Genomic DNA, 22,154 nt, shown 5'->3' with positions numbered 1-22,154 from the left:
AGGCGGGCAATGGGGAATAGGGAATGGGCAATGGATAAGAGTTTTCTTCCAACAAATAACCGGGTCTGTTTCTTCCCTATTGCAAGAGTGCCCATTCCCCTATCTGCATTATCAGTAATCAGTTTGTCAATGGTTAATTAATTCGTAATTCGTAATTCCCCATTCCCGATTTCCTATATCTAAAACCATGAAATCTAGGCTCGTTGCGATCGCATTGGGGAGTAATTTGGGAGACTCTAAAACAACAGTTAAAACCGCATTAGATCTCCTAAATCAGCATCCCCAGATCGAAGTAAAATCCTGTTCGAGTTGGTATCAAACTGCTCCTGTTGGCCCTCCACAGCCGGATTATATTAATGGTTGTGCTATTCTGGAAGTTCAACTACAACCGGAGCATCTATTAGAAATACTATTGGCTATTGAAAGCCAACTGGGACGAGTAAGACGAGAACCTTGGGGGCCAAGAACCCTTGACCTAGATTTACTTTTGTTTGATAATTTAATCAGGGAAACACCAACGTTACAAATTCCCCATCCTCGGATGAGAGAACGGGCGTTTGTATTAATTCCTCTGGCGGAAATCGCCCCGAATTGGGTTGATCCGGTGACACAAAAAACTGTCTTTCAACTTTTAGAAACCGTTGATTGTTCAGGGATTCAAAAACTTTAATTTTTTTAATCCTAATTACCCTTAAAATATTATGACCAAACCCGGATCGGAACCCCCAACTATTTTACAAAATCGTCTATTTTATCAAGGACGAAAGTTCAGTTTTGATGTCAATACTTTACGTCTTCCCAATGGAGTAGAAGGGGACTGGGAATGTATTCGTCATCCGGGAGGGGCGTTAGTGATTCCCGTGACTTCAGAGGGTGAATTAGTCTTAGTCAAACAATATCGGTTTGCAGTCGCAGGACGAACTTTAGAGTTTCCCGCCGGAACAATTGAACCTAATGAAGATCCCGCCGAAACTGTTAAGCGAGAAATCGAAGAAGAAACCGGATATCGCGCCCATCGCTGGCAAAAATTAGGACAATTTATATTAGCCCCGGGTTATTGTGATGAAATTATTTATGCGTTTTTAGCCCAAGATTTAGAAAAATTAGAAACACCCCCACAACAGGATGAGGATGAAGATATTGAGACGGTTTTAATGACTCCTAAAGAACTAGAACAAGCCATTTTAGATGGAGAACCAGTAGATGCTAAAACGATTTCTAGTTTTCTCTTAGCCAAACCCTATCTGCAATTTTAATCTGTAATTTCAAGAGAGGAAATTACAGAGGATCTAAAAATCCGTCTGATAATATTTGTAGGGGTTTGGTCTCCAAACCCTCTTATGAGTTGTAGGGGTTTGGTCTCCAAACCCTCTTATGAGTTGAGTTTTTTATACCAATAAAGGATCAGAATATAATAGGGCGAGATTCTTCTATGAGGGCGAGGAGACCTCGCCCCTACCCCCTACGGTTTTTGAATTATTGATACAACTGATTTGACTGGTTATATTGTGATAGAATAGACAGTAAAATTATTTTTTTGATAAACACAGTTTCTACAGCTAAATCCAATCCTATGTCTGAAGATTTAATTTTATTTTGGCATCGACGAGATCTAAGAATTGATGATAATTTAGGACTGTTCAATGCTTGTGAATGTAGTTCTAAAGTGGTCGGTTTGTTTTGCTTAGATCCCAATATTTTAAACCGAGATGATATTGCTCCAGTGCGAGTTCACTATATGATCGGTTGTTTGGAATCACTACAGAAACAATATCAAAAACTAGGCAGTCAATTATTAATATTAGAGGGAAAACCTCAAGAAATGATTCCTAAATTAGCCAGGGAATTAAAGGCGAAAGTGGTTTATTTTAATTTAGATATTGAACCCTTTGCTAGAGAACGCGATCGCCTCGTTTCAGAAGCATTAAATTCCATGGGAATTATCACAAAAACCACTTGGGATCAGTTATTCCATTCTCCTGATCAAATCTCAACCCAATCTCAAGAACCCTATAAAGTCTATACTCCCTTTTGGCGTAATTTTAATCTTAAACCCAAAGCTAAACCTAAACCTCCCCTCTCTCCCACCTTAATCGGTTTAACTGAATCTGAACAGAAATTAGCCGAAAAAATTGGAGTTATTCCCTTACCTTCAGCCCAAAAATTAGGCTTTATTTGGGAAAATTCCTTAATCTTAGAACCTGGGGAAATAGCCGCCCAAGAACGCCTAGAGGAATTTTGCGATCGCGCTTTATATGAATACGACGAACAGCGAAACTTTCCCGCAACTGATGGCACTTCTCAACTGAGTGCAGCCTTGAAATTTGGGGTAATTAGTATTAGAAAAGTCTGGGAAAAAACCCTCGAAGCCATGAAAACTTGCCGCAGCGATGAAGGAAGAAAGCAAATTCAATCTTGGCAACAAGAACTGGCTTGGCGGGAATTTTATCAACACGCTTTATATCATTTTCCCGAATTAGAATTAGGGGCATATCGAGAACCCTTTAAAACCTTTCCTTGGCAGAATAATGAACGACATTTTCAAGCCTGGTGTCAAGGAAAAACCGGTTATCCAATTGTTGATGCCGCCATGCGACAATTAAATGAAAGTGGCTGGATGCACAACCGATGTCGGATGATTGTGGCTAGTTTTTTAACCAAGGATTTAATTATTAATTGGCAATGGGGAGAAAAATACTTTATGCAAACCCTCATAGATGGCGATTTAGCCGCTAATAATGGGGGATGGCAATGGAGTGCATCCAGTGGTATGGATACTAAACCGTTAAGAATTTTTAACCCCGCCAGTCAAGCCCAAAAATTCGATTCAGAAGCCGAATATATTCGCCAATGGTTGCCAGAATTAAGAAGTTTAGATCCAGAATTATTAGTGACTGGAAAAATATCAACTAGCGATCGCAAATCCTGCGGTTATCCCGAACCTATTGTCGATCATAATCAACAGCAACGTCTGTTTAAACAACTCTATCAAGCCCAAAAAATTGAGCCGAGTTAGGCGCTATAGACTATTAATGGGTAAGAGAGGGTATGGGCAGATCATTACCCTTTCCAAACAAAAACTTTAGCTTCATATTCAGGTAAATCAATCAGAATATTATCATCTCCCGATTGAATATCATAATTACTTGTCCACTCATGCCAAGTCCCATTAGCTGGGAAGTGAGAAACTTGATAACCCGCAAAATAATTGTCAGAGAAATTCACCACCACTACGATCCGAGAACCTTGATCATTCCATCGGGTATAAGCTAAAACTTTATTATCAGGATCTTCATGGAAAAAATCAATATTGCCACTATATAAAGCATGATTAGTTTCCCGCAGAAAAATCAAGCCTTTATAATGTTGAAATAAACTCTGATTACTGTCGTTTTTCAAGAGTTTCCAATCCAGTTTCGCAGATTCAATGGTTTTGGGTTTATACTCTCCAAATTCTTCCCCCATCCAAATCATCGGAATACCTACGGCTGTAATTAATAATGCCACCCCTAATTTCACCCGTTTAAAGACTTCATCATCAAAAATTCCGCGATTTCCTAATTCCACAATTAAGCGATTATGATCATGGTTGCCCAAATAATTCACAATATTATTCGGCCCCATAAACCCTTGACGTTTACCATCTAAAATATCTTTGAGTTGTTCTAAATCAAAGGTATCGCCACATAAATGATCCGTGAGAATATGATAAAAACTATCATGCCAACAGCCATCCATCGGCCCATCACTGTTGGTAATACTGGGGCTTTCCGGCACATATTCAGCCACATTATAAAAGGGTTTTACCCCAGCTTCCTGTTTAGCTTCGTTCACCACCCAACTCATAAAATCATAGTTGCCAATTTGCTTGGCTGCATCATAACGAATCCCATCAATGTGATATTCTTTTACCCAAAATCTGATCGTGTCACCGATAAATTTGCGGGCTGGATAAGTGCCTAATTGTTCATCATACTGTTCATAATTAAATTCTGGCCCCCAGTTAAATTCCGTATCTTGCTGGCTATGGTGATACCAATAATCATGATCAATTTGAGTTAAAGGACAGGAGGCTTCGGAATGGTTATAAACCCCATCAATTAATACTCGAATTCCTCGCCCGTGACATTCATCAATGAGTTTTTTTAATTGTTCGGTTGTGCCGTAACTGGACTCGGATGCGAAGAAATAGCGAGGATTATATCCCCAACTATGATCCCCTGGATGTTCTTTGACGGGCATTAATTCAATCGCATTTATCCCCAATTCACACAAATAATCTAACTTTTCCATAACGTGCTGATATTTACCCCGGGAATAGATGTCATCTTCTCCCCCCGAAAAATCCCCGACGTGCATTTCATAAATCACTAATTTATGATCCGGGGGTAAGGGTTTGTCATCATTTTTCCAAACATAAGTATCAACAATTTTTTCCCCGTCTTTAATCCTAATGATGCCGTTTTGAGTCTCATCATCAATATCAGTGGCGTAGGGGTCAACAACTTCTATCCACTCGTCAGGTTCTAAAAACCAACTTTTTGAACGGACTCGAAATTTGTATTGATAGATTTCATCTTCTAACTCAACTTGAGTCCGAAAATAACCCTCGTCATCCTTTTGCATCGGAATATCTTTCCATTTAGAAAAGTTTCCGATTAAAGTGGCTTCTTTGTTATAAGGAGCGAAAAGAGAAAATTCAATTAAATTAGACATTTTTTTATTGATAAAGTTATGTGTGTCCCTAATTGTATAGAAAAGTATTTCATAAATCATCTATCAAAAGAATGAGACATAATTTCTGAGTTATTCATATTTTGATATGAGTCTTCAAGCTCAACCCTAGTCAAGATTGATCTAATTGAGTAAACTAGAAATTAATCTAATAATTAATTCAGGGATAAACTAATGTCAGAAGGTTTTTTACTCAGTCGTCTACTTTTACGTTTTGATACGGCCCAGAATCTGCTATTAAATAACTTATCTGCGGTGGCGTTAACACCCGATGGAAATTTATGGTTAGGGGCCGATGAAGGCACAGGAGTTGAGCGATTTTCTCCCCTTGAACCCTCGGTTTTTGGTCAGCATCAACATTTTGAATTAGGAAATTTTATTCCCTTAAAGAATCAAGGCGAAGAAATTGATATTGAAGGCTTAGATTATGATAATTCCTATCTTTGGTTGGTCGGTTCCCATAGTCTCAAACGCAAAAAACCAAATGGCAAAGATTCTGGTTTAGATATTGAGCGTTTGAGCCAAATTAAAGCAGAACAGAATCGTTATCTTTTAGCCCGTATCCCGATTAAAAATGGAGAGTTGGTTCAGTCTTTTTCATCTCCTGAGTTGAGCAGTCAAACCTTCAAAGCCGCTGTTCTGCAAACAACTGAAAATGGCAATCAACTGATGGAGGCTTTAAAAACCGATGAACATTTAGGTTTATTTATATCAACATCTCTCCCCTCCAAGGAAAATGGATTGGATATCGAAGGATTAGCGGTTGATAAAAACAAAATTTTCTTAGGACTACGGGGGCCTGTTTTACGCGGATTTGCGATTATTTTAGAATTAGAAGTTGAAGAAAAAAAACCTGGGGTTTTAACCCTCAAAGAAATCGGAGAAAAGGGAAAACTTTATCGAAAGCACTTTTTTGAATTAAAGGGTTTAGGAATTCGAGATTTATGTTTACAGGGGGAAAATTTAATTATTTTAGCTGGGCCGACCATGGATTTATCAGGAACCTCGAAAGTCTATCGTTGGAAAAATGCTTTGACTCAATCTGGTAATACGATTACTGATGTTAATTCTGATCAGTTAGAGATTTTATTCGATATCCCTGCTGATGTGGATGGGGATAAAGCAGAGGGATTAGAACTTTTTAATAGTTTAGGACAACCCGGTTTATTAGTGGTGTATGATTCACCCGATCCTAGGCGAATTTTATCTGAATGGGAAGTGTTTGCAGATATTTTCCATTTGTCCCACTAGACTCAGACAAAATAACCCCCCAAAAAATAATAGAGAGTCACAACCGATAACTCGATTGACTTGACTCTCCGTTTCCACCAGACTAACCAGAGGGAATAAAGGATTGCACCCAGTACGCTTATCAATATATGGGAATCTCCTCTAATCGTGCCTCTATCTATAGATAGAGATTAGCAGAAAAATCTTTAACAATCAAACGGTGTTGGGTTAAACCCGACTCTTGAGTGGAGTGTTGGGTCTGATACCCCATGGGTTTCTCCCCTGATCTTCTAACCATAGAATTCGGGTTTTAAATCCCTTTCCATTAAGGCTTCTACTGCTTTTTCTGGGGTGATTTGATGATTTAAAAGCTGATAAACCTGCCAGGAAATTGGTATAGGAATCCGTTCTCGGTGGGCAATTTCAATTAAAACATTAGTGGTATTTACGCCTTCGGCTGTACTACCTAATTCTGTTAATACTTGTTCTAAGGTTTTGCCTGCTGCTAATCCATAACCCACCCGATAATTACGGCTTAAAGCACTATTACAAGTGGTTAACATATCCCCTAAACCAGATAATCCAAAAAACGTTTCTGTTTTCCCCCCTAAATGGGTTCCAATTCTAATAATTTCGGTTAAGGCACGGGTTAATAATGCGGATTTAGCATTGGTTCCTAACTGTAACCCATCGCAAACCCCCGCCGCGATCGCAATTACATTTTTTAGGGTTCCTCCTAATTCTGTTCCCATCGGATCGGAACTGGTATAAACGCGAAATCGATTAGAAGCAAATACCCGTTGTACAATCTTTGCCGCCTCTAAATCTTCACTCGCTACCACCGTAGCCGCGGGCAAACCCTGTTCAATTTCTGCGGATAAATTCGGCCCGGATAAAACCACAATTGGATGGTCAGAAAACCCCATTCCCCAAAGTTGGGAAGGAGTACGGGTACTATGGGGATCTAAACCTTTAGTGGCGGTGACAATTGGGATTTTATCGGGTAATTTTAGGGTTTGCAGTTGCTCAATAGTGGCGGCAACTCCTGTCATCGAAATCGCAGAAACTAAAACATCGATGGAGTTGATACTTTCGGCTAAGGAATTGCCCAAATGCCGTGACCATATCTGGACAGTATGACCATTATAATGGGCTAATTTGGCTAGGGCAGAACCCCAAGCACCCGCACCTAAAATGGCTAAGGTTAAGGGGTGATCGGACACAGGAACGTGAACCATAATGGTAGAATCTTAAATTATAATCTCAATCGGAGCTTAGAAGGTTTTATCATAATATTTAATTCCGTCCCAAATTCCAGTAACTCCCGGAAACTGACTATAATAAACATTTTTTAATGATTTAATTTTTTCAAATAATTTTAATTCTGAGTTGGCAACTGCGATACTTTTAAGTCCGGTTTCAAATAAAGATAAATCATTTAAGGAATCCCCGGATGTAATCACTTGATGGGGAGATATTGTTAGAAAATCCATTAATTTGAGCAAGGTTGAACCTTTAGCAACACCTTTAGGTAAAATATCCAAATATTTATCGGCAGAGGTAATACAATCAAATCCGGCATCTTGAATTTTTTTAACAATTCGATCTTGATTTTGATCGGGTTTATAATAATAGGAAACTCGATACTCAGGGGATAGGGGTTGTAAGGTTAATCCCGGTTCATCGACTAATATTTTGGTAGCAAATTCGCTGGAATTTCCCCAAATATCAGCAATCCAATTTTGCACTTGAGCCACGGGTTTTAAGGTTTTTCCCTCATAAACGGTTGTTCCTACGTCTCCAATAATATAATCCGGTCGGGGAATGATCAGGTTTTTTTCTTCATATAAACGCAGGGTCAATTCTAAACTACGACCTGTGACAAAAATTAATAATAGGCGATCGCGTTTTGACTGCAAATAGTTATAAAATTCCTGTTTTTCCTGTGGAGAACCCCCTAAAAATGTCCCATCTAAATCCGTTGCTAAAACCAAAGTATTATTAGTGATCATGGTTGCGTTTTGAGTTATTATTATTCTGCCTATTGATCATCATAAGACAAACAGACACACAGTAGTAAGCCCTTTAGGGCTATCTAAGTTTTTTGTTTAAATTGATTATGGATATCAGTTTTTTAGCTAAAGGTTTAATCATTGGTTTTTCCATTGCCGCCCCCGTTGGGCCAATCGGGATTTTGTGTATTCGTCGTTGTTTGTCTCAAGGGTATTGGGCCGGATTTTTCACCGGGCTAGGAGCTGCTACTGCTGATGCCTTATATGGCTTTATTGCTGGATTTGGATTGACCATCATTTCTAATTATTTGGTGAGTCAACAAATGGGATTAAAACTAATGGGCGGATTATTTTTATGTTATTTAGGATTTAAAATAGCCTCAGAAAAACCCACACAAGCAGTGGCAAACCCATCAAAAAAAATGATCAGTGCTTATGCTTCAACCTTTTTTCTAACGATTACTAATCCCATTACTATTTTATCATTTATTGCTATTTTTGCTGGATTGGGTTTAGGCATAAAAAACAATTATTGGGATGCGGGAACCCTGGTTTTAGGAGTCTTTTTAGGATCGGCATTATGGTGGTTTATCTTAGTCAGTGGGGTTAGTTTATTTCAGGATAGAATTAACACTCATACTTTACAATGGATTAACCGGATTTCAGGAGTTATAATTATTGGGTTTGGTTTAGCTGCATTATTCAGTTTGATGACAGAAGGTTAAATGATACAGGCATAATAAAAAACTATTCAACTTTTAACTCTAAACTAGGCAAAAACTTCTTTAAATTCTGTAAAGATTTATCTTGCCAAGCTACTTCTTTAGATCCTAAAATAATTAATTGAATATTGGGTTTTTTGCGTAATCCCATAACAAACTTTGACAATAAACTAATCCCAGAACTATTGAGAAATAATAGACTTCTCAAATTCAGCGTCATGATTGTGGGTTCCGTGGCGGTTACTTCTTCGAGTAAGTCTTTAATCGGTTTATATTCAATTGGCCCCCCTAAACTGAGTTCTCCTTGAAAACAAATGGTTACGGATTCAGGATCGTATTGAACGATATGGTCTTCACCTTTAATTTCCTGGATTACCATTTTTTCTACCTCTATCTGATTCTGCAAATACATTAATTCTACACGGTTACTTGAGCCATTGTGGTCACTAAAACCAGAGTCACTTGATTGGAGATCGATTCAAATTTCCAACCCAGTTGCGCTTGATAATCATTAATCATCGTCAGTAAACCCAAACCGGAAGCGTTATCACTGTCATCTTCTACACTCCGTTCAACTTGATGAAAATACAATTCATTTGGATCTTGATGCAATAATTCTTGAATAAAATCCTGAAACTTTTTTGCTCCTTCTAAGCTAATTGAATTCGTGGCAAAAATAGCGGCGGTGACCGTCTGTTCATCTTCAATAAAGTGAATGCCAAATCTGATTTTAGATTTCACACTTTCATCATTAAATTTCATGGCATTTTCTAATAACTCATTGGCGACATAACTCACCGCTCCTTTTCCCTGTTGAATCCGTTTTTCCCTGGTAGGATTATCGGCATCCAAGGGTAAAAAGGATGAGAAGTAATCGGCGACAAAATGGGCCGATAATCGATTATTGCGCCAGCGCTGTTTAATCGGTCGGGATGTGGGAGTAAAGGTCAACTCTAAGGAATCATGATCGGGAGGAAATTGGTGCAAAAATTCTCCAAAAATTTGGATCATAACGATTTAACCTTTAGTAGAACAAATCAGATTATGAAATAACACCTTCTCTAGTCTAGCATGATTTTGCTTGATAAAAACTAAAATTTGTGTTATCTTAATAATGTCCGTTAGCGTTGCTTTAAAATCAGTAGGGTAATATCATCAAGCTGTTTTTGTTCTCCCATAAATAGTTTAACATCCGCAATCACATCCTGCTTAACTTTCTCCGCCGAATTATCCCAACTTTTACCGACAACTGCACAAAGTCTTTCCAAACCATATTGAGCTTTTTTGATATTTCTAGCTTCGGTGATGCCATCGGTATAAAGAACAATAATATCTCCGACTTTTAATTCAACCATAACTTGACCAATAAATTCCGAAATATCCTCATCTAAACCGATGGGTAAACCTAAATCTGCGGTATTAATTCGTTCAACCTTTCCTCCATGACGCACCACTAATATTTCCTCATGCTGACCACTAATACTCAGATGACCATTTTTATAATTTAAAATTGATAAAGTTAAATTTTTATCAGAATTCATGCGTTGAACATTGCGATAAATTGCTCGGTTCAAAATATTTAAAAACTTTACTGGGTCACGTTCTTGAATTTCCTTAAGCACTCGAACTGCCGCCTGGGTCATTACCATTAAAATTCCGCTTTCTAATCCATGACCCGTAACATCTCCAATCCCAATAGTAACTACATCATTCATATATAAAACATCATAATAATCTCCTCCCACTTCATAGGCAGGTTCCATGTAAACCGCAATTTCTAATCCTTCAATTAAAGCTAATTCCTCAGCCTTGGGTAGAATTAACTGTTGCATTCTTTTGAGTAAATCTAGTTCGCCACTCATCCGATAGTTGTCCGCTTTTAACCGTTGATTCAAGACTAAAATCTGAGCATGGGCAGAGGCTAATTCCGCCGTTCTTTCTATAACTTTTTGTTCTAAATTTTCAAAGGAATCTTGAAGTTGATCCGCCATTTTATTAAAAGAATTAGCCAGTTCTCTCAGTTCAATAATTCGTTTAACTTTAACGACTTGATTTAAGTCCCCAGTTGTGATTTTTTGAGAAGCTCGATTTAATCTCAAAATCGGTTCAGTAATCCAATGGGCAATTAAAATTCCCATCCCGGTTGCGATCGCTAATGCTACTAAACATAACAGAATAGTTCTGTGGGTATTCCTATCAATTTCTTTCATAAAATCTGACTCAGGAACGGCAACCACAATCAACCAATTTAAGCCAAATTGATCTTGCCAAGGATGCACCCGAACAAAAATATTTTCCCCATTTAATTGAAAATTGATACTCTGTTTTGTTTGAATTTTACTCAGATCGCTAAATCGGTTTAGGAGATATTGACTCGATGCTTTAATTAAGGGATCACGGCTCTGAAAAGCACTCAACCGTTTAGATTCTCCGTTGACTTCTAAATAGGGTTTTTCATCACTGGAACTCGCAACAATTAAACCATTGCGTTCTACAATAAAAATTTTACTCGAAGGAGTCACTTCTAACTGTTTTAAGAAATTACTAATTTGGGTCAAAATCAGATCAATTCCGATCACTCCGACTAAGTTTTTTTGTTGATCATAAATAGGATAACTAGAAGCAATAGAAATCACTTCCGGGCGATCGCCCCACTGATAAATTTTGCTCCAAATTGGTTTTCCCGCCGCGACTGCATCACTATACCATTTATCTTCTTTGTAAAGATATTCCTCCCTGATAATCCGGGTTGTCGGATCACCTTGATCATTTAATAAATAACGGTTATAATAAAAATTATCCGTTGGTTTCATTAATTCTACATAGAGGGTTCCATCATCTTCTCGACCGACTCCAAGAAACAGATTATCTACAGTACCTAAGTTAAAATAACCCAGGGAAGGATAGACTTTCATCTGCTTCCAAAAATGGCGTCGAATACTGTCCAAATCCTGTAAATTCAAGACTCCTAAATTGAGCAAATTAACATTAACTTCATTCACCTGAATGGGCAATGCTAAATAATGATCTAACTTTTGACTAATGCGATAGCTAACCTCATTTTGGAGTTGATTCGCTAAATCATTAACCGCCTGTTGTCCATTTTGAAATGATAACCAACCGACTAATCCAACGGCGATAAAAATTTGGAAAACAAAGGGAAAAATCAGCAGATTTCTCAGAGAAACTTTTTTTAACAATGGTTTAACCCAAGGATAGAGAAATTGATTGGACATAGGCTTTATTTGCAAAGGGGAATAAATCATCCATTGTTGTTGCGCCGTTGTTGCGCCGTTGTTGCGCCGTTGTTGCGCTTTAGCGCACTCTTAAACAGGTTTTTAACAAATATCCCATTTTTGACCATAATCTCGCACAGGATATTCAACCCAACAATTTCTTAACCAGTCTCTCCCTTTTTCTTCTAAATATCTATGAACACTACTATTTTCCCAATAATAAGGGGAATCTGTAAAGCCATGTTTAACCGGGTTATAATGAATATAATTGATCACTTGATAATAGTGTTGGTTATTTCTAATAGCGCGATCGCTATAACAACACCATAATTTACCTTTGACCTGATCTTCTAAATTCCATTGATGGGCCGTTCTCCCATGAATTAATCTTAACTGTTTACCTAACCATTGAAAATCAACAGTTGATGTTAAAATATGATAATGATTGGGCAAAATTACCCAAGCTATAATTTCAATTTCTTCCTGAATTAATACTTCTGATAACTCCTGAAAAAGTTGTTGACGACGGGCGACCGTATGCAAACGATGTTGATGTTCATAGCAAGCGGCTGTTAACAGATAAAAAGGTTGATTTTCAATTAAATGGGGGGGACTATGACGTGGATATCCCTTTTGTAAGCGTTCTTCTATTAATTTTTGCCGTTGTTCAGGGTTGAGTTTACGATACTCGTACATTTTTTTTCTGTGATTATCTATAGTAAAATTGTTGTTAGGCTTTAACCCCCAAAATTCAGTGCTTCACAACAATAGTTGGGTCATTCTATTATAAACTATGTTGTAAGAGTGCGCTGAAGCGCAACAACAGCGCAACAACGGCGCAACAACGGGGTTATTTCTTTTTGATGACTAATAAAGTAATATCATCCAATTGCTTTTGTTTACCCATAAATGATTTTACATCCTCAATCACAGCATTTTTAATTGCTTCTGCTTTCTGATGCCAATTTTTACTAATAATAATACAAAGTTTTTCCAGTCCATAGAATTTTTTCTGGCTATTTTGGGCTTCAGTAATACCATCGGTATATAAAACCACTCCATCCCCGGAATTTAAGGTAATTACAGTATGACTAATAAACTCAGCAATATCTTCATCTAAGCCGATGGGTAGCCCTAAATCCATTGTACTAATTCGTTCAATATTTCCTCCTTGACGTACAATTAATATTTCCTCATGTTGTCCACTAATACTCAATATATTTTCAGAGTAATTTAAAATTGCCAAGGTTAAATTTTTATCAGAATTCATTCGTTGAATATTATAATAAATCATGCGATTTAAAGTATTCAAGAATTTGACAGGATCATGTTCTTGTACTTCTTTTAATGTCCGAACTGCGGCTTGAATCATCACCATTAAAATTCCGCTTTCTAGTCCATGACCTGTGACATCTCCAATTCCAATTGTCACAACTCCATGGGTAGTCAAAACATCATAATAATCGCCCCCGACTTCATCAGCAGGTTTCATATATCCGACAATATCTAAATCTTGAATTTCCGCTAATTCCTGGGGTTTAGGAAGAATTAATTGCTGCATTTCTTGTAAAATATCGAGTTCTGCACCCATGCGTAAATTTTCAGCTTTGAGTCGAGTATTTAAAGTACCAATTTCTTGATTGGCGTCCGCCAATTGTCCGGTACGTTCCTTCACTTTTTCTTCCAAGGTATCAAAAGAATCTTTCAATTGTCTCGCCATTCCATTAAAAGAATTTGCTAAGATTTCTAACTCTTTAATCTCTCCTACTGTGACTTGCTGGTCTAGTTCTCCTTCTGCTAGTTTATGGGAGGCTTCATTCAGTCGAAAAATTGGTTTTGTAATCCAACGGGCGGTTAAAATTCCTATTCCCGTAGCCCATCCCAAGGCAATTAAACACAACCCAATAGTAATTTGAGTATTGCGTTTAATTTCCGTCATAAAATCTGATTCAGGAACCACAACCACCACTAACCAATTAATTCCCCATCCGTCTTGAATCGGCAAAATTTGAACATAATACCATTGGCGATTTTGCTGAAATTTAACTTGTTCACTATTGTGAATTGCCACAAAACTACCAAACTTTTTTAGCAAGGCATTGGCCGTATTCCGAATCGTAATATCTTCACTTTGATTAGCGGGAAAACGTTCGATTTTTGCGTTTTCTCCTTTTCCCTGAATTTTAAAGGGTTTTTTAATCTTAGAACTAACAACCAAATCGCCAGAACGTTCAATAATAAAACTTTGTCCATGGGGACTAATATAAAGATTTTTTAAAAAATCTGTAATTCTTAATAAAGTAATATTAATACACAGAACTCCTTGCAAATTTCTATCCCGATCAAATACTGGCCAAACCGCCGACATTCCCAATGCCGTATCTGTATTTTGACGAGAAAAGAAGGGATAAATGGAACTCCAGGTTGGTTTTTGAGCCTGTTTTGCTGTTTGATACCAAGGACGTTTACGGGGATCATATTCGGCTTGTTTTAATAATTCCGCCCGATTTCCCCATTGATCTAAGAGGTAAACTTCACGGATCGGTTCAGTCTCCCAGGTACGAATTTTCAATTGAACTTGATTATTTTCTAAATGTTCAACGCCAATAAATTCCCCCTGTTCGTTTCCGTAGGAAAGATAACTTTCTAAATCTCCCTCGGCTACCACATTCCAAAAATACTGTTTTAACCCTTCAAAATCATTCAGATCTAATGTTCCGGCTTCGACGCTATCTTGTGTTAATCGGAGAACTTGAAAAGATTTATTAAAATATTCTAAAACATGATTTTCAATCCGCACACTAACACTTTGAATTAGCTGCTGGGCTAAATTTTCCACCGCTTGTTGACCATTTCTAAAGGAAAAATAACCAACTAATCCTACGGCGACTGTAATCTGCAAAATAAACGGAAATACCAAAGCTGTTTTTAATCGGATTTTGCCAGCAGGCTGAAACCTAAAGGGAGTTTTGCTAGAAAAATTCATAGACCTATTTTGTATCGGGTATAACGTCGCCAAACCAACAAATTCCGAGGGGAGAACCGGAGTATACTAGAACAGTGAAACATTTTTGAATGATTTCTGCGTGGAACTCTCTTGTAAAAGTCAGTATGCCCTTCTCGCCCTGATGGAGTTGGCAACTCACTATGATAACCCTGAACCTAGGCAAGTGCGGCAAATTTCAGCCCAGCATAACATTCCCGATCGCTATCTGGAACAATTGCTGGCGACCTTGCGGCGCAGTGGTATTGTTCGCAGTCAACGAGGCTCTAAAGGTGGATATTATCTGGGGAAGGAACCCGGGAAAATTACTCTGTTTGATGTGGTGAACTGCTTAGAAGGATCAGATCCTGAAGCGTCTCCTCAGAATTCCTGCCCTCATACCGTTGAAGGTACAGTGATCTGGGAATTTTGGCAAGAAGCAGAGCAAATGGCGAATTCTGTATTACAAAAATACAGCTTGAAAGACCTTTGTGAACAAAGGGATGCCCGACAGCAGAAGGATATCATGTACTACATCTGAAGGCTTAGGGATGAGTTCCTCAAACAATTTGTATCAATGTTCTTTATCTTCGAGTCAATATGCGTATCGCCCATAACATTACGGAATTAGTCGGTCACACTCCCCTAGTCCAACTCAACCGGATTCCCAAGGCGGAAGGGTGTGTGGCTCAAATTGTGGTCAAATTAGAAGGCATGAACCCCGCGGCTTCGGTCAAGGATCGGATTGGGGTCAATATGATTAATGTCGCCGAAAAAGAAGGACTGATCACCCCGGGTAAGACCGTATTAGTTGAACCAACATCGGGTAATACGGGAATTGCCTTGGCCATGGTGGCCGCCGCTAGGGGCTATCGTTTAATTTTAACCATGCCCGAAACCATGAGTTCAGAACGGCGGGCGATGTTAAAGGCCTATGGAGCCGAACTGGAACTTACCCCGGGAATTGAAGGGATGAGTGGCTGTATCCGCCGGGCACAGGAAATTGTCGATACCCTGCCCGATGCCTATATGTTGCAACAATTTCAGAATCCGGCTAACCCCCAAATTCACCGCAAAACCACCGCCGAGGAAATCTGGGCCGATACCGATGGCTCTGTAGATATTTTAATCTCCGGGGTGGGAACCGGAGGCACCTTAACCGGGGTGGCGGAAGTCCTGAAACAACGCAAACCGGATTTTCAGGCGATCGCAGTCGAACCCGCCAATAGTCCGATTTTATCAGGGGGTAAACCGGGCCCCCATAAAATTCAAGGGATTGGAGCCGGGTTCATTCCTCCGGTTTTGAATGTAGATATCATTGATGAAGTGATTCAAGTTACTGATGAAAATGCCATGATTTTCGGCCGTCGGATTGCCCGGGAAGAAGGGATTTTATCAGGAATTTCCACCGGGGCGGCCTTATATGCGGCGATTCAAGTGGGTAAACGTCCTGAAAATCAAGGCAAACTAATTGTTTTGATTCAACCGAGTTTTGGGGAACGTTATTTGAGTACACCCTTATTCCAAGAGGGTTGACGGTTAACAGTCAAGAAATATTAACGAAAATCGTTAGAATTGATCTAGTGACAGAATCAAGTCCCGAACTTTGGGGCTGATTCTGTCACTAGATCAACCCGCACCCGCATCTGTTATGTTAACTGGCCCAAAAGAGGAAATTGCTCAACGCAATGGGGAGATAAAACATCCCGTTCAGTTCTCGGAAGTTCCCCGAAGGCGATGGAAACCTTGGATGGTTGCAATTTTGGTTACGGGACTCCTAACCCTGACCGCTACCTTTTATTTAGCCCGCAGTCGTACCCAAAACAAACCAGACCCGATCGCTGCCCTCACAGTTCCGGTGGAAGCCAAGGATTTGACGGTGAAAATTACCGCCAGTGGAGTAATTCAGCCCGTGCGCCGGGTTAACCTCAGCCCCAAAACCCAAGGGCGGTTAGCGCAATTGTATGTGGAACAGGGGGATATTGTCCAAGCTGGTGATATTGTGGCGCGGATGGAAAGTGGGGAAATTGAGGCTCAACTGTTGCAAGCTCAAGCCCGTTTAGATCGGGTTAAAGCTAATTTAGACAAGCTGCAAACCGGAACCCGGCCGGAGGAAATTGATCAAGCTCAAGCTCGTTTAAATCAGGTGAAAGCCAATTTAGCCCAACTGCGATCGGGGAGTCGTCCCGAAGAAATAGCTCAAGCGAATGCTCGATTAAAAGAATCGGAATCTCGGTTAAAAGATGCTAAATCAGGAAGTTTAAATGATGAAATTGCTCAAGCCAGAGCGAGAATTGATGCCAACAAAGCCGAATTACAATTAGCGACGGAACGGGTACAACGCTATCAAAATTTGAAAGGCGAAGGGGCAATTTCTCAGGATCGATTAGATGAATATTTGCGCGATCAACGACGGTTAGAAGCCTTACAAAATGAAGCGGAACAACGCTTAGAACAATTACAACAAGTTCAGCGATCGCAAATTCAACAACGACAAGCCAATGTCGAACAGGAACGTCAAGCCTTAAATCAACTCAAAAATGGCACTCGTTCAGAAGAAATTGCTCGTTCAGAAGCGGAAGTTGCGGAAGCCGAAAGTAAATTAAATCAGTTAAAAAATGGCACTCGTTCAGAAGAAATTACCGCGGCAAAAGCGGAAGTTTCCGAAGCCGAAGGACAGGTAAAATTCTATCAAGTGCAACTCGAAGATACCAAAGTTCGCGCTCCCTTTTCAGGAATTATTACCCAACGTTATGCCGTGGAAGGCGCCTTTGTAACTCCAGCGACTTCGGCTTCCGATGCCACTTCTGCCACTTCCACATCAATTGTAGCCTTAGCCAAAGATTTAGAAGTTTTAGCGAAAATTCCCGAGGCGGATATTTCTCAAATTAAACCCAATCAACCCGTGGAAATTATTGCCGACTCCTATCCCGATCAGGTGTTTGAAGGTCGAGTTAATATTGTTGCACCCGAAGCGGTAAAAGAACGGGATGTAACGTTATTTCAAGCTCGAATTATCATCGAAACCGGAAAAGATCAACTTCAGTCAGGAATGAATGTGGATTTACGTTTTCTTGGGGAGAAACTCAAACAGGCGTTAGTGGTTCCCACCGTGGCCATTGTTACCAATAAAGGTCAAGCGGGGGTTTTACTTCCTGATGCCAATAATAAACCCCAATTCCACCCGGTTACCGTGGGTTCCCAAATCGGGAATCAAATTCAGGTTTTAAAAGGTTTACAAACCGGAGATCGGGTGTTTATTGAGTTACCCAAAGGACAAAAATTAGACGCTATTTTTAAGGAGAAAATAGATAAATAATCCCTAGGGGCGGGATGGACATAACATTCTATCCTCGGAACTCAATTGTGTATTGTTTTTTAAATAATCCTTTATCCAGTTACAAGCATAGGCGAATTCATTCAAGTTTAAAACTTGATCTAAATCCCATAACAGCACCGTTTTATCTTCACTCACGGAAGCCAGAGTTTGACCATCGGGACTAAATTTAACATTATAAACTTCACCATTATGACCATTCAAACTTTTAATTAAAGTACCATCGAGTTTCCAAAGTTTAATCGTTTTATCTTGACTCACAGATGCTAATAATTTTTGGTCAGGACTGAAGGCGACGGCCATCACGTTGGCGGTGTGTCCCTTGAGGGTATTTTCATAAATAAAAGATTTAATCCTAGGACTCCAACGCCATAATTTTATGGTTTCGTCTCGACTGGCGGAGGCCAAAATCTGTCCATCGGGACTCAAAGCCAGTCCCCAAATCCCATCTTGATGACCAGTTAAGGTTTGTAACAGTTGACCGTTGAATTTCCAGAGTTTAATTGTATTATCATCGGAACTTGAAGCAACCCATTTACCCTCTGACTGAATGACAATGCTCCAAACCTGACCTCGATGACCGCTAAAGGTATAGCGAAGTTTGCCATCGATGCCCCAAATTCTAGCGGTTTTATCCCAACTTCCAGAAACAATTGATTGATTGTCGGGAGTAAACTTTACGCCCCAAACCCCCCAAATATGTCCCAATAGGGTTTTATCGGGCTGGGGGGCAAACAGTCCCTGAGCAGTTTTTTTCCACAGTTTAATCGTGCCATCATCGGAGGTTGAAGCTAACCAATGACCATCGGAACTAAATTCTACCTGATTCACCCGCAACTCATGTCCAGTTAGAGTTTGTAATAATCGCCCTTTCTTTGTCCAGAGTTTAATGGTTTTATCCAGGGAAGATGAAGCAATAGTTTGACCATCGGGACTAAAGGCAATGCCCCAAACCGTATCTTGATGTCCTATCAAGGGCATCACCAAAGAATATCCGGTTTTCGCGAGTTTAACGCTTTTATCCCAACTGGCGGAAGCAATGGTTTGACCATCGGGACTGAAGGCAACATCACTCACTTCTGCCTGATGTTGCCATAATGTTTTATAGGGGTTATACGAGGAAGTTGTGGGATCTTTACGCCAGATTTGGATTTGTTGATTACGAATTGCCGCTGCTAATAATTTGCCCTCTTGACTAAAGGTCACACCCCATACTTCATCCTCAAAGGGGCCGAAGGTATGGATTAACTCCCCCTCCCAACTCCACAATTTAACCGTTTTATCTCGACTGGCGGAGGCTAGGGTTTGACCATCGGGACTCCAAGCCACCGACATAATTTCAGCCTGATGTCCGGTGAGGGTTTTCAATAGTGTGCCATCGGATGTCCAAATTTTAACCGTATTATCGGCACTTCCCGAGGCAAATTCCTGACCATTGGGACTAAAGACAACGGTTTTAATTTTATTGGTATGGGCGGCGATGGTTTTTAAGAGTTTCCCCTCTGTTGTCCATAATTTCAGGGTTTGATCAAAACTCGCAGAAATCAGTTTATCCTCAGTCGGACTGAAACTTACCGCCACGACCCCATCCCGATGTCCGGTCAGGGTTCTTAAGTAGGTACCATTGGTGTTCCAGAGTTTAATAGTTTTGTCGTAACTAGCTGAGGCGAGAAGGGGTTGACGGGGACTGAAGGCGACACCGACAATTCCATCCTGGTGTCTGGCCAGGGTTTTCCAAAGTGTGCCATCTGGTTTCCACAGTTTAATGGTTTTATCCTGACTCCCAGAGGCAATTAAATCTCCTTTGGGGCTAAATTTTACCGTATGAATAATACTGGTGTGCCCCAACAGTTGATTATATTCTTGAATCCCATAAACAGCTTTTTGTAAGGTCAATTTTACATTCTGGCGAATTTTTGTATCCACATCCGATAGGGTTTGCAATTGTCGATAGGATTTCATGGATTGAATTAAGGCTTCAAATCTTTGATTTAGGGCAAATAAGGATTCAGCAGATTGATTAAGAGCCTTAACTTCGTTGGTTTTTGACTGGTGTTCATTCACCCTAGCTTGATGATATTGAAACCAACTAATTCCACCTAATACTATTGCAATTACTAAGGCACTACTAACCGATATAAGTAAAAACCTTTGCAATTTTGCTGTTCGTTTTTCTTGGGTGAGTCGGGCTTCTACTTCCCGCATTCTGGCAGCTTCTAATGCTTGTTGAACTTCTTGCCGATCTAATTCTTCACTTTTAGCCAAAAATTGATAATCTAAATCACTAATACTGCGACCACTTGACCAGTTTTGGGCTTCTTTTAATGCCTGTCCTCGTAATAGTCGAGAACTATCTTTTTGTTGAGATTCTACCCAGGCATCAAAGGCTTGAGAATAGGGCCGCAGGTTACTCAATTGTTGGTTAACCCAATCTAAATCAAAGACTTCTTGATAAATTCGATTTTTCACCCGCAGAAACCCGGTCTGTTTAATGACTAAACCGGATAATATGAGTTCTGATTGTTCGTTACTATCATCGGTTAAAACTTCTAATTTTTGCAAAATATCTTGATAGATTCCCAGAATTCTGCCAATGTGATCGGGGTTATTTTGAATGCGGTTACGGATAGTTCTTAAATGTTCTGGTTCATCTTGGGATTCCCATTTATAAATAATATGCGATCGCACTAAGGATTCTACCCAAAATCCTTCGGTTCCGGGGGGAATAGTTAATATTTCATGAATTGTTTCTTTCGTGGAATTGATCACTAATTGACATAATTTTTGCGTTAAAAAAGGTTGTCCCCCTGTCCAAGCAATAATTTCTCCCATGATGGCTTTAGGATTAGTAATTTTTGCTTCTAATCCTTCAATTAAAGGTTGAACTTCATTCAGGGTAAATCCTGATAATTCAATGGCTTTTCCGATATTAAAGGGGGTGCGAGTGCGATCGGAAATTAAAGCTGAAGGTGTGGCAACTCCAAATAAGGCAAAGCTAATGCGGTTATATTCAGGATTAATTGCCCGTTGATTATAGCAAAACCGAACCAAGGCAAAAAAATCATCTACTTTAAAATTTAAACTTAAAATACTATCAATTTCATCAACAAATATAATTAATTTTTGATCGGGAAACTCCACCAATAAAATATCTTCTATAAAATTACTCAGACGTTGAATCACAGAAACATCTTCTTCATCTTTCCACCAATTTTTTAAATTAAATTTACCTAAAAGATTAAATCCGCGCCATAACTCAGTAACTATTCCTTTATACCATTGTTGTTCCGTCACCATTTCGCTACCAATGCGAGTCATATCCAAAGTCGCACATTGAAACCCTTCTTGTTGTAAACGATAACGAGTTTTAACCAGTAGGGAAGATTTTCCCATTTGCCGAGAATTTAAAACATAACAAAAATGCCCCTGTTGCAACTTCTCATACAAATCAGAATCCGCCTTTCTCACCACATAAGTCAGAGCGTCTTGAGCTAAACTTCCCCCAATTTGATAGACAGAATCAATCATGTAGTTTTACAAGTTTTACAAGTATTCGGCGAATATAATTCGCTACTACACAAACGAAGTCCGCCTTCGCGGACTAATGGTTTTGTCTGTGAAAATTCAGGTTTTTAACCCACGAAGGTGGGTTTTGTCTGTGTAGCTGCGATTTCCAATCGCCGGGGATATTCTATTCCTATTCTATTCCTATTCCCCATTCCCTGCCTTCTATATACTAAAAAAAGATTTGGTCAACTCCGTACCTACGTTGACCCGCCTTTGATCCCACCGCTCACCTGGGTACAGGTAGAGCGGGGGACTTCCCGGCGGTGTAAGTTAAAAGTATTCTACAGAAACCAAGTCCTAAGAGAAAACTCAGGTTTCTAACCCACGAAGGTG

The 22,154-nt window shown here is 39.5% G+C and carries 17 protein-coding genes; 8 read left to right on the top strand and 9 right to left on the bottom strand.

The features are described from left to right. The first annotated feature begins 187 nt into the window (after positions 1–187). The 3 genes from folK to AC2D3N_RS14480 all read left to right on the top strand — a co-directional run bounded on the left by folK (position 188) and on the right by AC2D3N_RS14480 (position 3,016). Positions 188–670 (top strand): 2-amino-4-hydroxy-6-hydroxymethyldihydropteridine diphosphokinase, encoded by a 483-nt coding sequence (gene folK / locus AC2D3N_RS14490; RefSeq protein ID WP_079681372.1) that lies wholly within the window; start codon positions 188–190, stop codon positions 668–670. Positions 671–701: 31 nt separating this feature from the next. Further along, the gene (locus tag AC2D3N_RS14485; RefSeq protein ID WP_484691270.1) at positions 702–1,256 is read left to right on the top strand and encodes an NUDIX hydrolase; all 555 of its coding nucleotides are present in this window, start codon (positions 702–704) and stop codon (positions 1,254–1,256) included. A 317-nt stretch (positions 1,257–1,573) separates the two neighbouring features. Continuing rightward, complete coding sequence (locus tag AC2D3N_RS14480) at positions 1,574–3,016, top strand: FAD-binding domain-containing protein (protein ID WP_484691269.1); 1,443 nt, start codon at positions 1,574–1,576, stop codon at positions 3,014–3,016. A 44-nt stretch (positions 3,017–3,060) separates the two neighbouring features. Here AC2D3N_RS14480 and AC2D3N_RS14475 read toward each other — a convergent pair whose 3' ends face one another. After that, entirely contained in the window at positions 3,061–4,716 is a 1,656-nt protein-coding gene (locus AC2D3N_RS14475; protein WP_484691268.1) for an alpha-amylase family glycosyl hydrolase, read from the bottom strand. A gap of 192 nt (positions 4,717–4,908) precedes the next feature. Here AC2D3N_RS14475 and AC2D3N_RS14470 point away from each other — a divergent pair, with 192 nt between their 5' ends. Next, on the top strand, positions 4,909–5,985 hold the full coding sequence (locus AC2D3N_RS14470; RefSeq protein ID WP_484691267.1) for a DUF3616 domain-containing protein: 1,077 nt from the start codon (positions 4,909–4,911) through the stop codon (positions 5,983–5,985). A gap of 269 nt (positions 5,986–6,254) precedes the next feature. On the opposite strand, the gene AC2D3N_RS14465 is transcribed toward AC2D3N_RS14470, so the two are convergent. Continuing rightward, positions 6,255–7,202, bottom strand: coding sequence for an NAD(P)H-dependent glycerol-3-phosphate dehydrogenase (locus AC2D3N_RS14465; protein WP_079681367.1), 948 nt, complete (start codon positions 7,200–7,202; stop codon positions 6,255–6,257). A gap of 36 nt (positions 7,203–7,238) precedes the next feature. Continuing rightward, complete coding sequence (locus AC2D3N_RS14460; RefSeq protein WP_079681366.1) at positions 7,239–7,976, bottom strand: HAD-IIB family hydrolase; 738 nt, start codon at positions 7,974–7,976, stop codon at positions 7,239–7,241. Positions 7,977–8,083: 107 nt separating this feature from the next. Between AC2D3N_RS14460 and AC2D3N_RS14455 the strand changes: the two genes are divergently transcribed. Next, positions 8,084–8,701, top strand: coding sequence for a LysE family translocator (locus AC2D3N_RS14455; RefSeq protein WP_484691266.1), 618 nt, complete (start codon positions 8,084–8,086; stop codon positions 8,699–8,701). Between the two features lie 22 nt (positions 8,702–8,723). Here AC2D3N_RS14455 and AC2D3N_RS14450 read toward each other — a convergent pair whose 3' ends face one another. The 5 genes from AC2D3N_RS14450 to AC2D3N_RS14430 all read right to left on the bottom strand — a co-directional run bounded on the left by AC2D3N_RS14450 (position 8,724) and on the right by AC2D3N_RS14430 (position 14,920). Further along, the gene (locus tag AC2D3N_RS14450) at positions 8,724–9,077 is read right to left on the bottom strand and encodes a slr1659 superfamily regulator (protein ID WP_079681617.1); all 354 of its coding nucleotides are present in this window, start codon (positions 9,075–9,077) and stop codon (positions 8,724–8,726) included. A 38-nt stretch (positions 9,078–9,115) separates the two neighbouring features. Further along, positions 9,116–9,709 carry a slr1658 family protein gene (locus AC2D3N_RS14445; protein ID WP_079681364.1) on the bottom strand — a complete coding sequence of 198 codons (594 nt, stop codon included), beginning with the start codon at positions 9,707–9,709 and terminating at the stop codon, positions 9,116–9,118. A 110-nt stretch (positions 9,710–9,819) separates the two neighbouring features. After that, positions 9,820–11,934 (bottom strand): SpoIIE family protein phosphatase, encoded by a 2,115-nt coding sequence (locus AC2D3N_RS14440; protein WP_484691265.1) that lies wholly within the window; start codon positions 11,932–11,934, stop codon positions 9,820–9,822. Positions 11,935–12,036: 102 nt separating this feature from the next. Then, positions 12,037–12,630, bottom strand: coding sequence for an REP-associated tyrosine transposase (locus AC2D3N_RS14435; protein WP_484691264.1), 594 nt, complete (start codon positions 12,628–12,630; stop codon positions 12,037–12,039). Between the two features lie 154 nt (positions 12,631–12,784). Continuing rightward, positions 12,785–14,920, bottom strand: coding sequence for a SpoIIE family protein phosphatase (locus AC2D3N_RS14430; RefSeq protein ID WP_484691263.1), 2,136 nt, complete (start codon positions 14,918–14,920; stop codon positions 12,785–12,787). Between the two features lie 100 nt (positions 14,921–15,020). Between AC2D3N_RS14430 and AC2D3N_RS14425 the strand changes: the two genes are divergently transcribed. The 3 genes from AC2D3N_RS14425 (at position 15,021) to AC2D3N_RS14415 (ending at position 18,236) form a co-directional block, all read left to right on the top strand. After that, positions 15,021–15,458, top strand: a complete 438-nt coding sequence (locus tag AC2D3N_RS14425; RefSeq protein ID WP_079681361.1) for an RrF2 family transcriptional regulator — start codon at positions 15,021–15,023, stop codon at positions 15,456–15,458. Between the two features lie 59 nt (positions 15,459–15,517). Next, positions 15,518–16,453: a cysteine synthase A gene (cysK, locus tag AC2D3N_RS14420; protein ID WP_079681360.1), complete on the top strand. Its 936-nt coding sequence runs from the start codon at positions 15,518–15,520 to the stop codon at positions 16,451–16,453. Positions 16,454–16,568: 115 nt separating this feature from the next. Continuing rightward, a complete protein-coding gene (locus AC2D3N_RS14415; RefSeq protein WP_484691262.1) occupies positions 16,569–18,236 on the top strand; it encodes an efflux RND transporter periplasmic adaptor subunit in 1,668 nt (555 codons plus the stop codon). A gap of 3 nt (positions 18,237–18,239) precedes the next feature. On the opposite strand, the gene AC2D3N_RS14410 is transcribed toward AC2D3N_RS14415, so the two are convergent. Next, positions 18,240–21,782 (bottom strand): WD40 domain-containing protein, encoded by a 3,543-nt coding sequence (locus AC2D3N_RS14410; RefSeq protein WP_484691261.1) that lies wholly within the window; start codon positions 21,780–21,782, stop codon positions 18,240–18,242. Between the last annotated feature and the right edge of the window lie 372 nt (positions 21,783–22,154).

It is taken from the genome of Planktothrix sp. PLAVEN19ND, assembly GCF_057220675.1.
Note: the sequence above shows the minus strand (reverse complement) of the source record. Positions and strands in the feature narration are given on the sequence as shown.

Excerpts from the sequence above, each read along its gene's own strand:
- folK (WP_079681372.1), top strand. The coding sequence starts at position 188 with ATGAAATCTAGGCTCGTTGCGATCGCATTGGGGAGTAATTTGGGAGAC.
- AC2D3N_RS14475 (WP_484691268.1), bottom strand. The coding sequence starts at position 4,716 with ATGTCTAATTTAATTGAATTTTCTCTTTTCGCTCCTTATAACAAAGAA.
- cysK (WP_079681360.1), top strand. The coding sequence starts at position 15,518 with ATGCGTATCGCCCATAACATTACGGAATTAGTCGGTCACACTCCCCTA.
- AC2D3N_RS14470 (WP_484691267.1), top strand. The coding sequence starts at position 4,909 with ATGTCAGAAGGTTTTTTACTCAGTCGTCTACTTTTACGTTTTGATACG.
- AC2D3N_RS14465 (WP_079681367.1), bottom strand. The coding sequence starts at position 7,202 with ATGGTTCACGTTCCTGTGTCCGATCACCCCTTAACCTTAGCCATTTTA.
- AC2D3N_RS14410 (WP_484691261.1), bottom strand. The coding sequence starts at position 21,782 with ATGATTGATTCTGTCTATCAAATTGGGGGAAGTTTAGCTCAAGACGCT.
- AC2D3N_RS14480 (WP_484691269.1), top strand. The coding sequence starts at position 1,574 with ATGTCTGAAGATTTAATTTTATTTTGGCATCGACGAGATCTAAGAATT.
- AC2D3N_RS14445 (WP_079681364.1), bottom strand. The coding sequence starts at position 9,709 with ATGATCCAAATTTTTGGAGAATTTTTGCACCAATTTCCTCCCGATCAT.
- AC2D3N_RS14455 (WP_484691266.1), top strand. The coding sequence starts at position 8,084 with ATGGATATCAGTTTTTTAGCTAAAGGTTTAATCATTGGTTTTTCCATT.
- AC2D3N_RS14440 (WP_484691265.1), bottom strand. The coding sequence starts at position 11,934 with ATGTCCAATCAATTTCTCTATCCTTGGGTTAAACCATTGTTAAAAAAA.
- AC2D3N_RS14460 (WP_079681366.1), bottom strand. The coding sequence starts at position 7,976 with ATGATCACTAATAATACTTTGGTTTTAGCAACGGATTTAGATGGGACA.
- AC2D3N_RS14485 (WP_484691270.1), top strand. The coding sequence starts at position 702 with ATGACCAAACCCGGATCGGAACCCCCAACTATTTTACAAAATCGTCTA.
- AC2D3N_RS14415 (WP_484691262.1), top strand. The coding sequence starts at position 16,569 with ATGTTAACTGGCCCAAAAGAGGAAATTGCTCAACGCAATGGGGAGATA.
- AC2D3N_RS14450 (WP_079681617.1), bottom strand. The coding sequence starts at position 9,077 with ATGGTAATCCAGGAAATTAAAGGTGAAGACCATATCGTTCAATACGAT.
- AC2D3N_RS14430 (WP_484691263.1), bottom strand. The coding sequence starts at position 14,920 with ATGAATTTTTCTAGCAAAACTCCCTTTAGGTTTCAGCCTGCTGGCAAA.
- AC2D3N_RS14435 (WP_484691264.1), bottom strand. The coding sequence starts at position 12,630 with ATGTACGAGTATCGTAAACTCAACCCTGAACAACGGCAAAAATTAATA.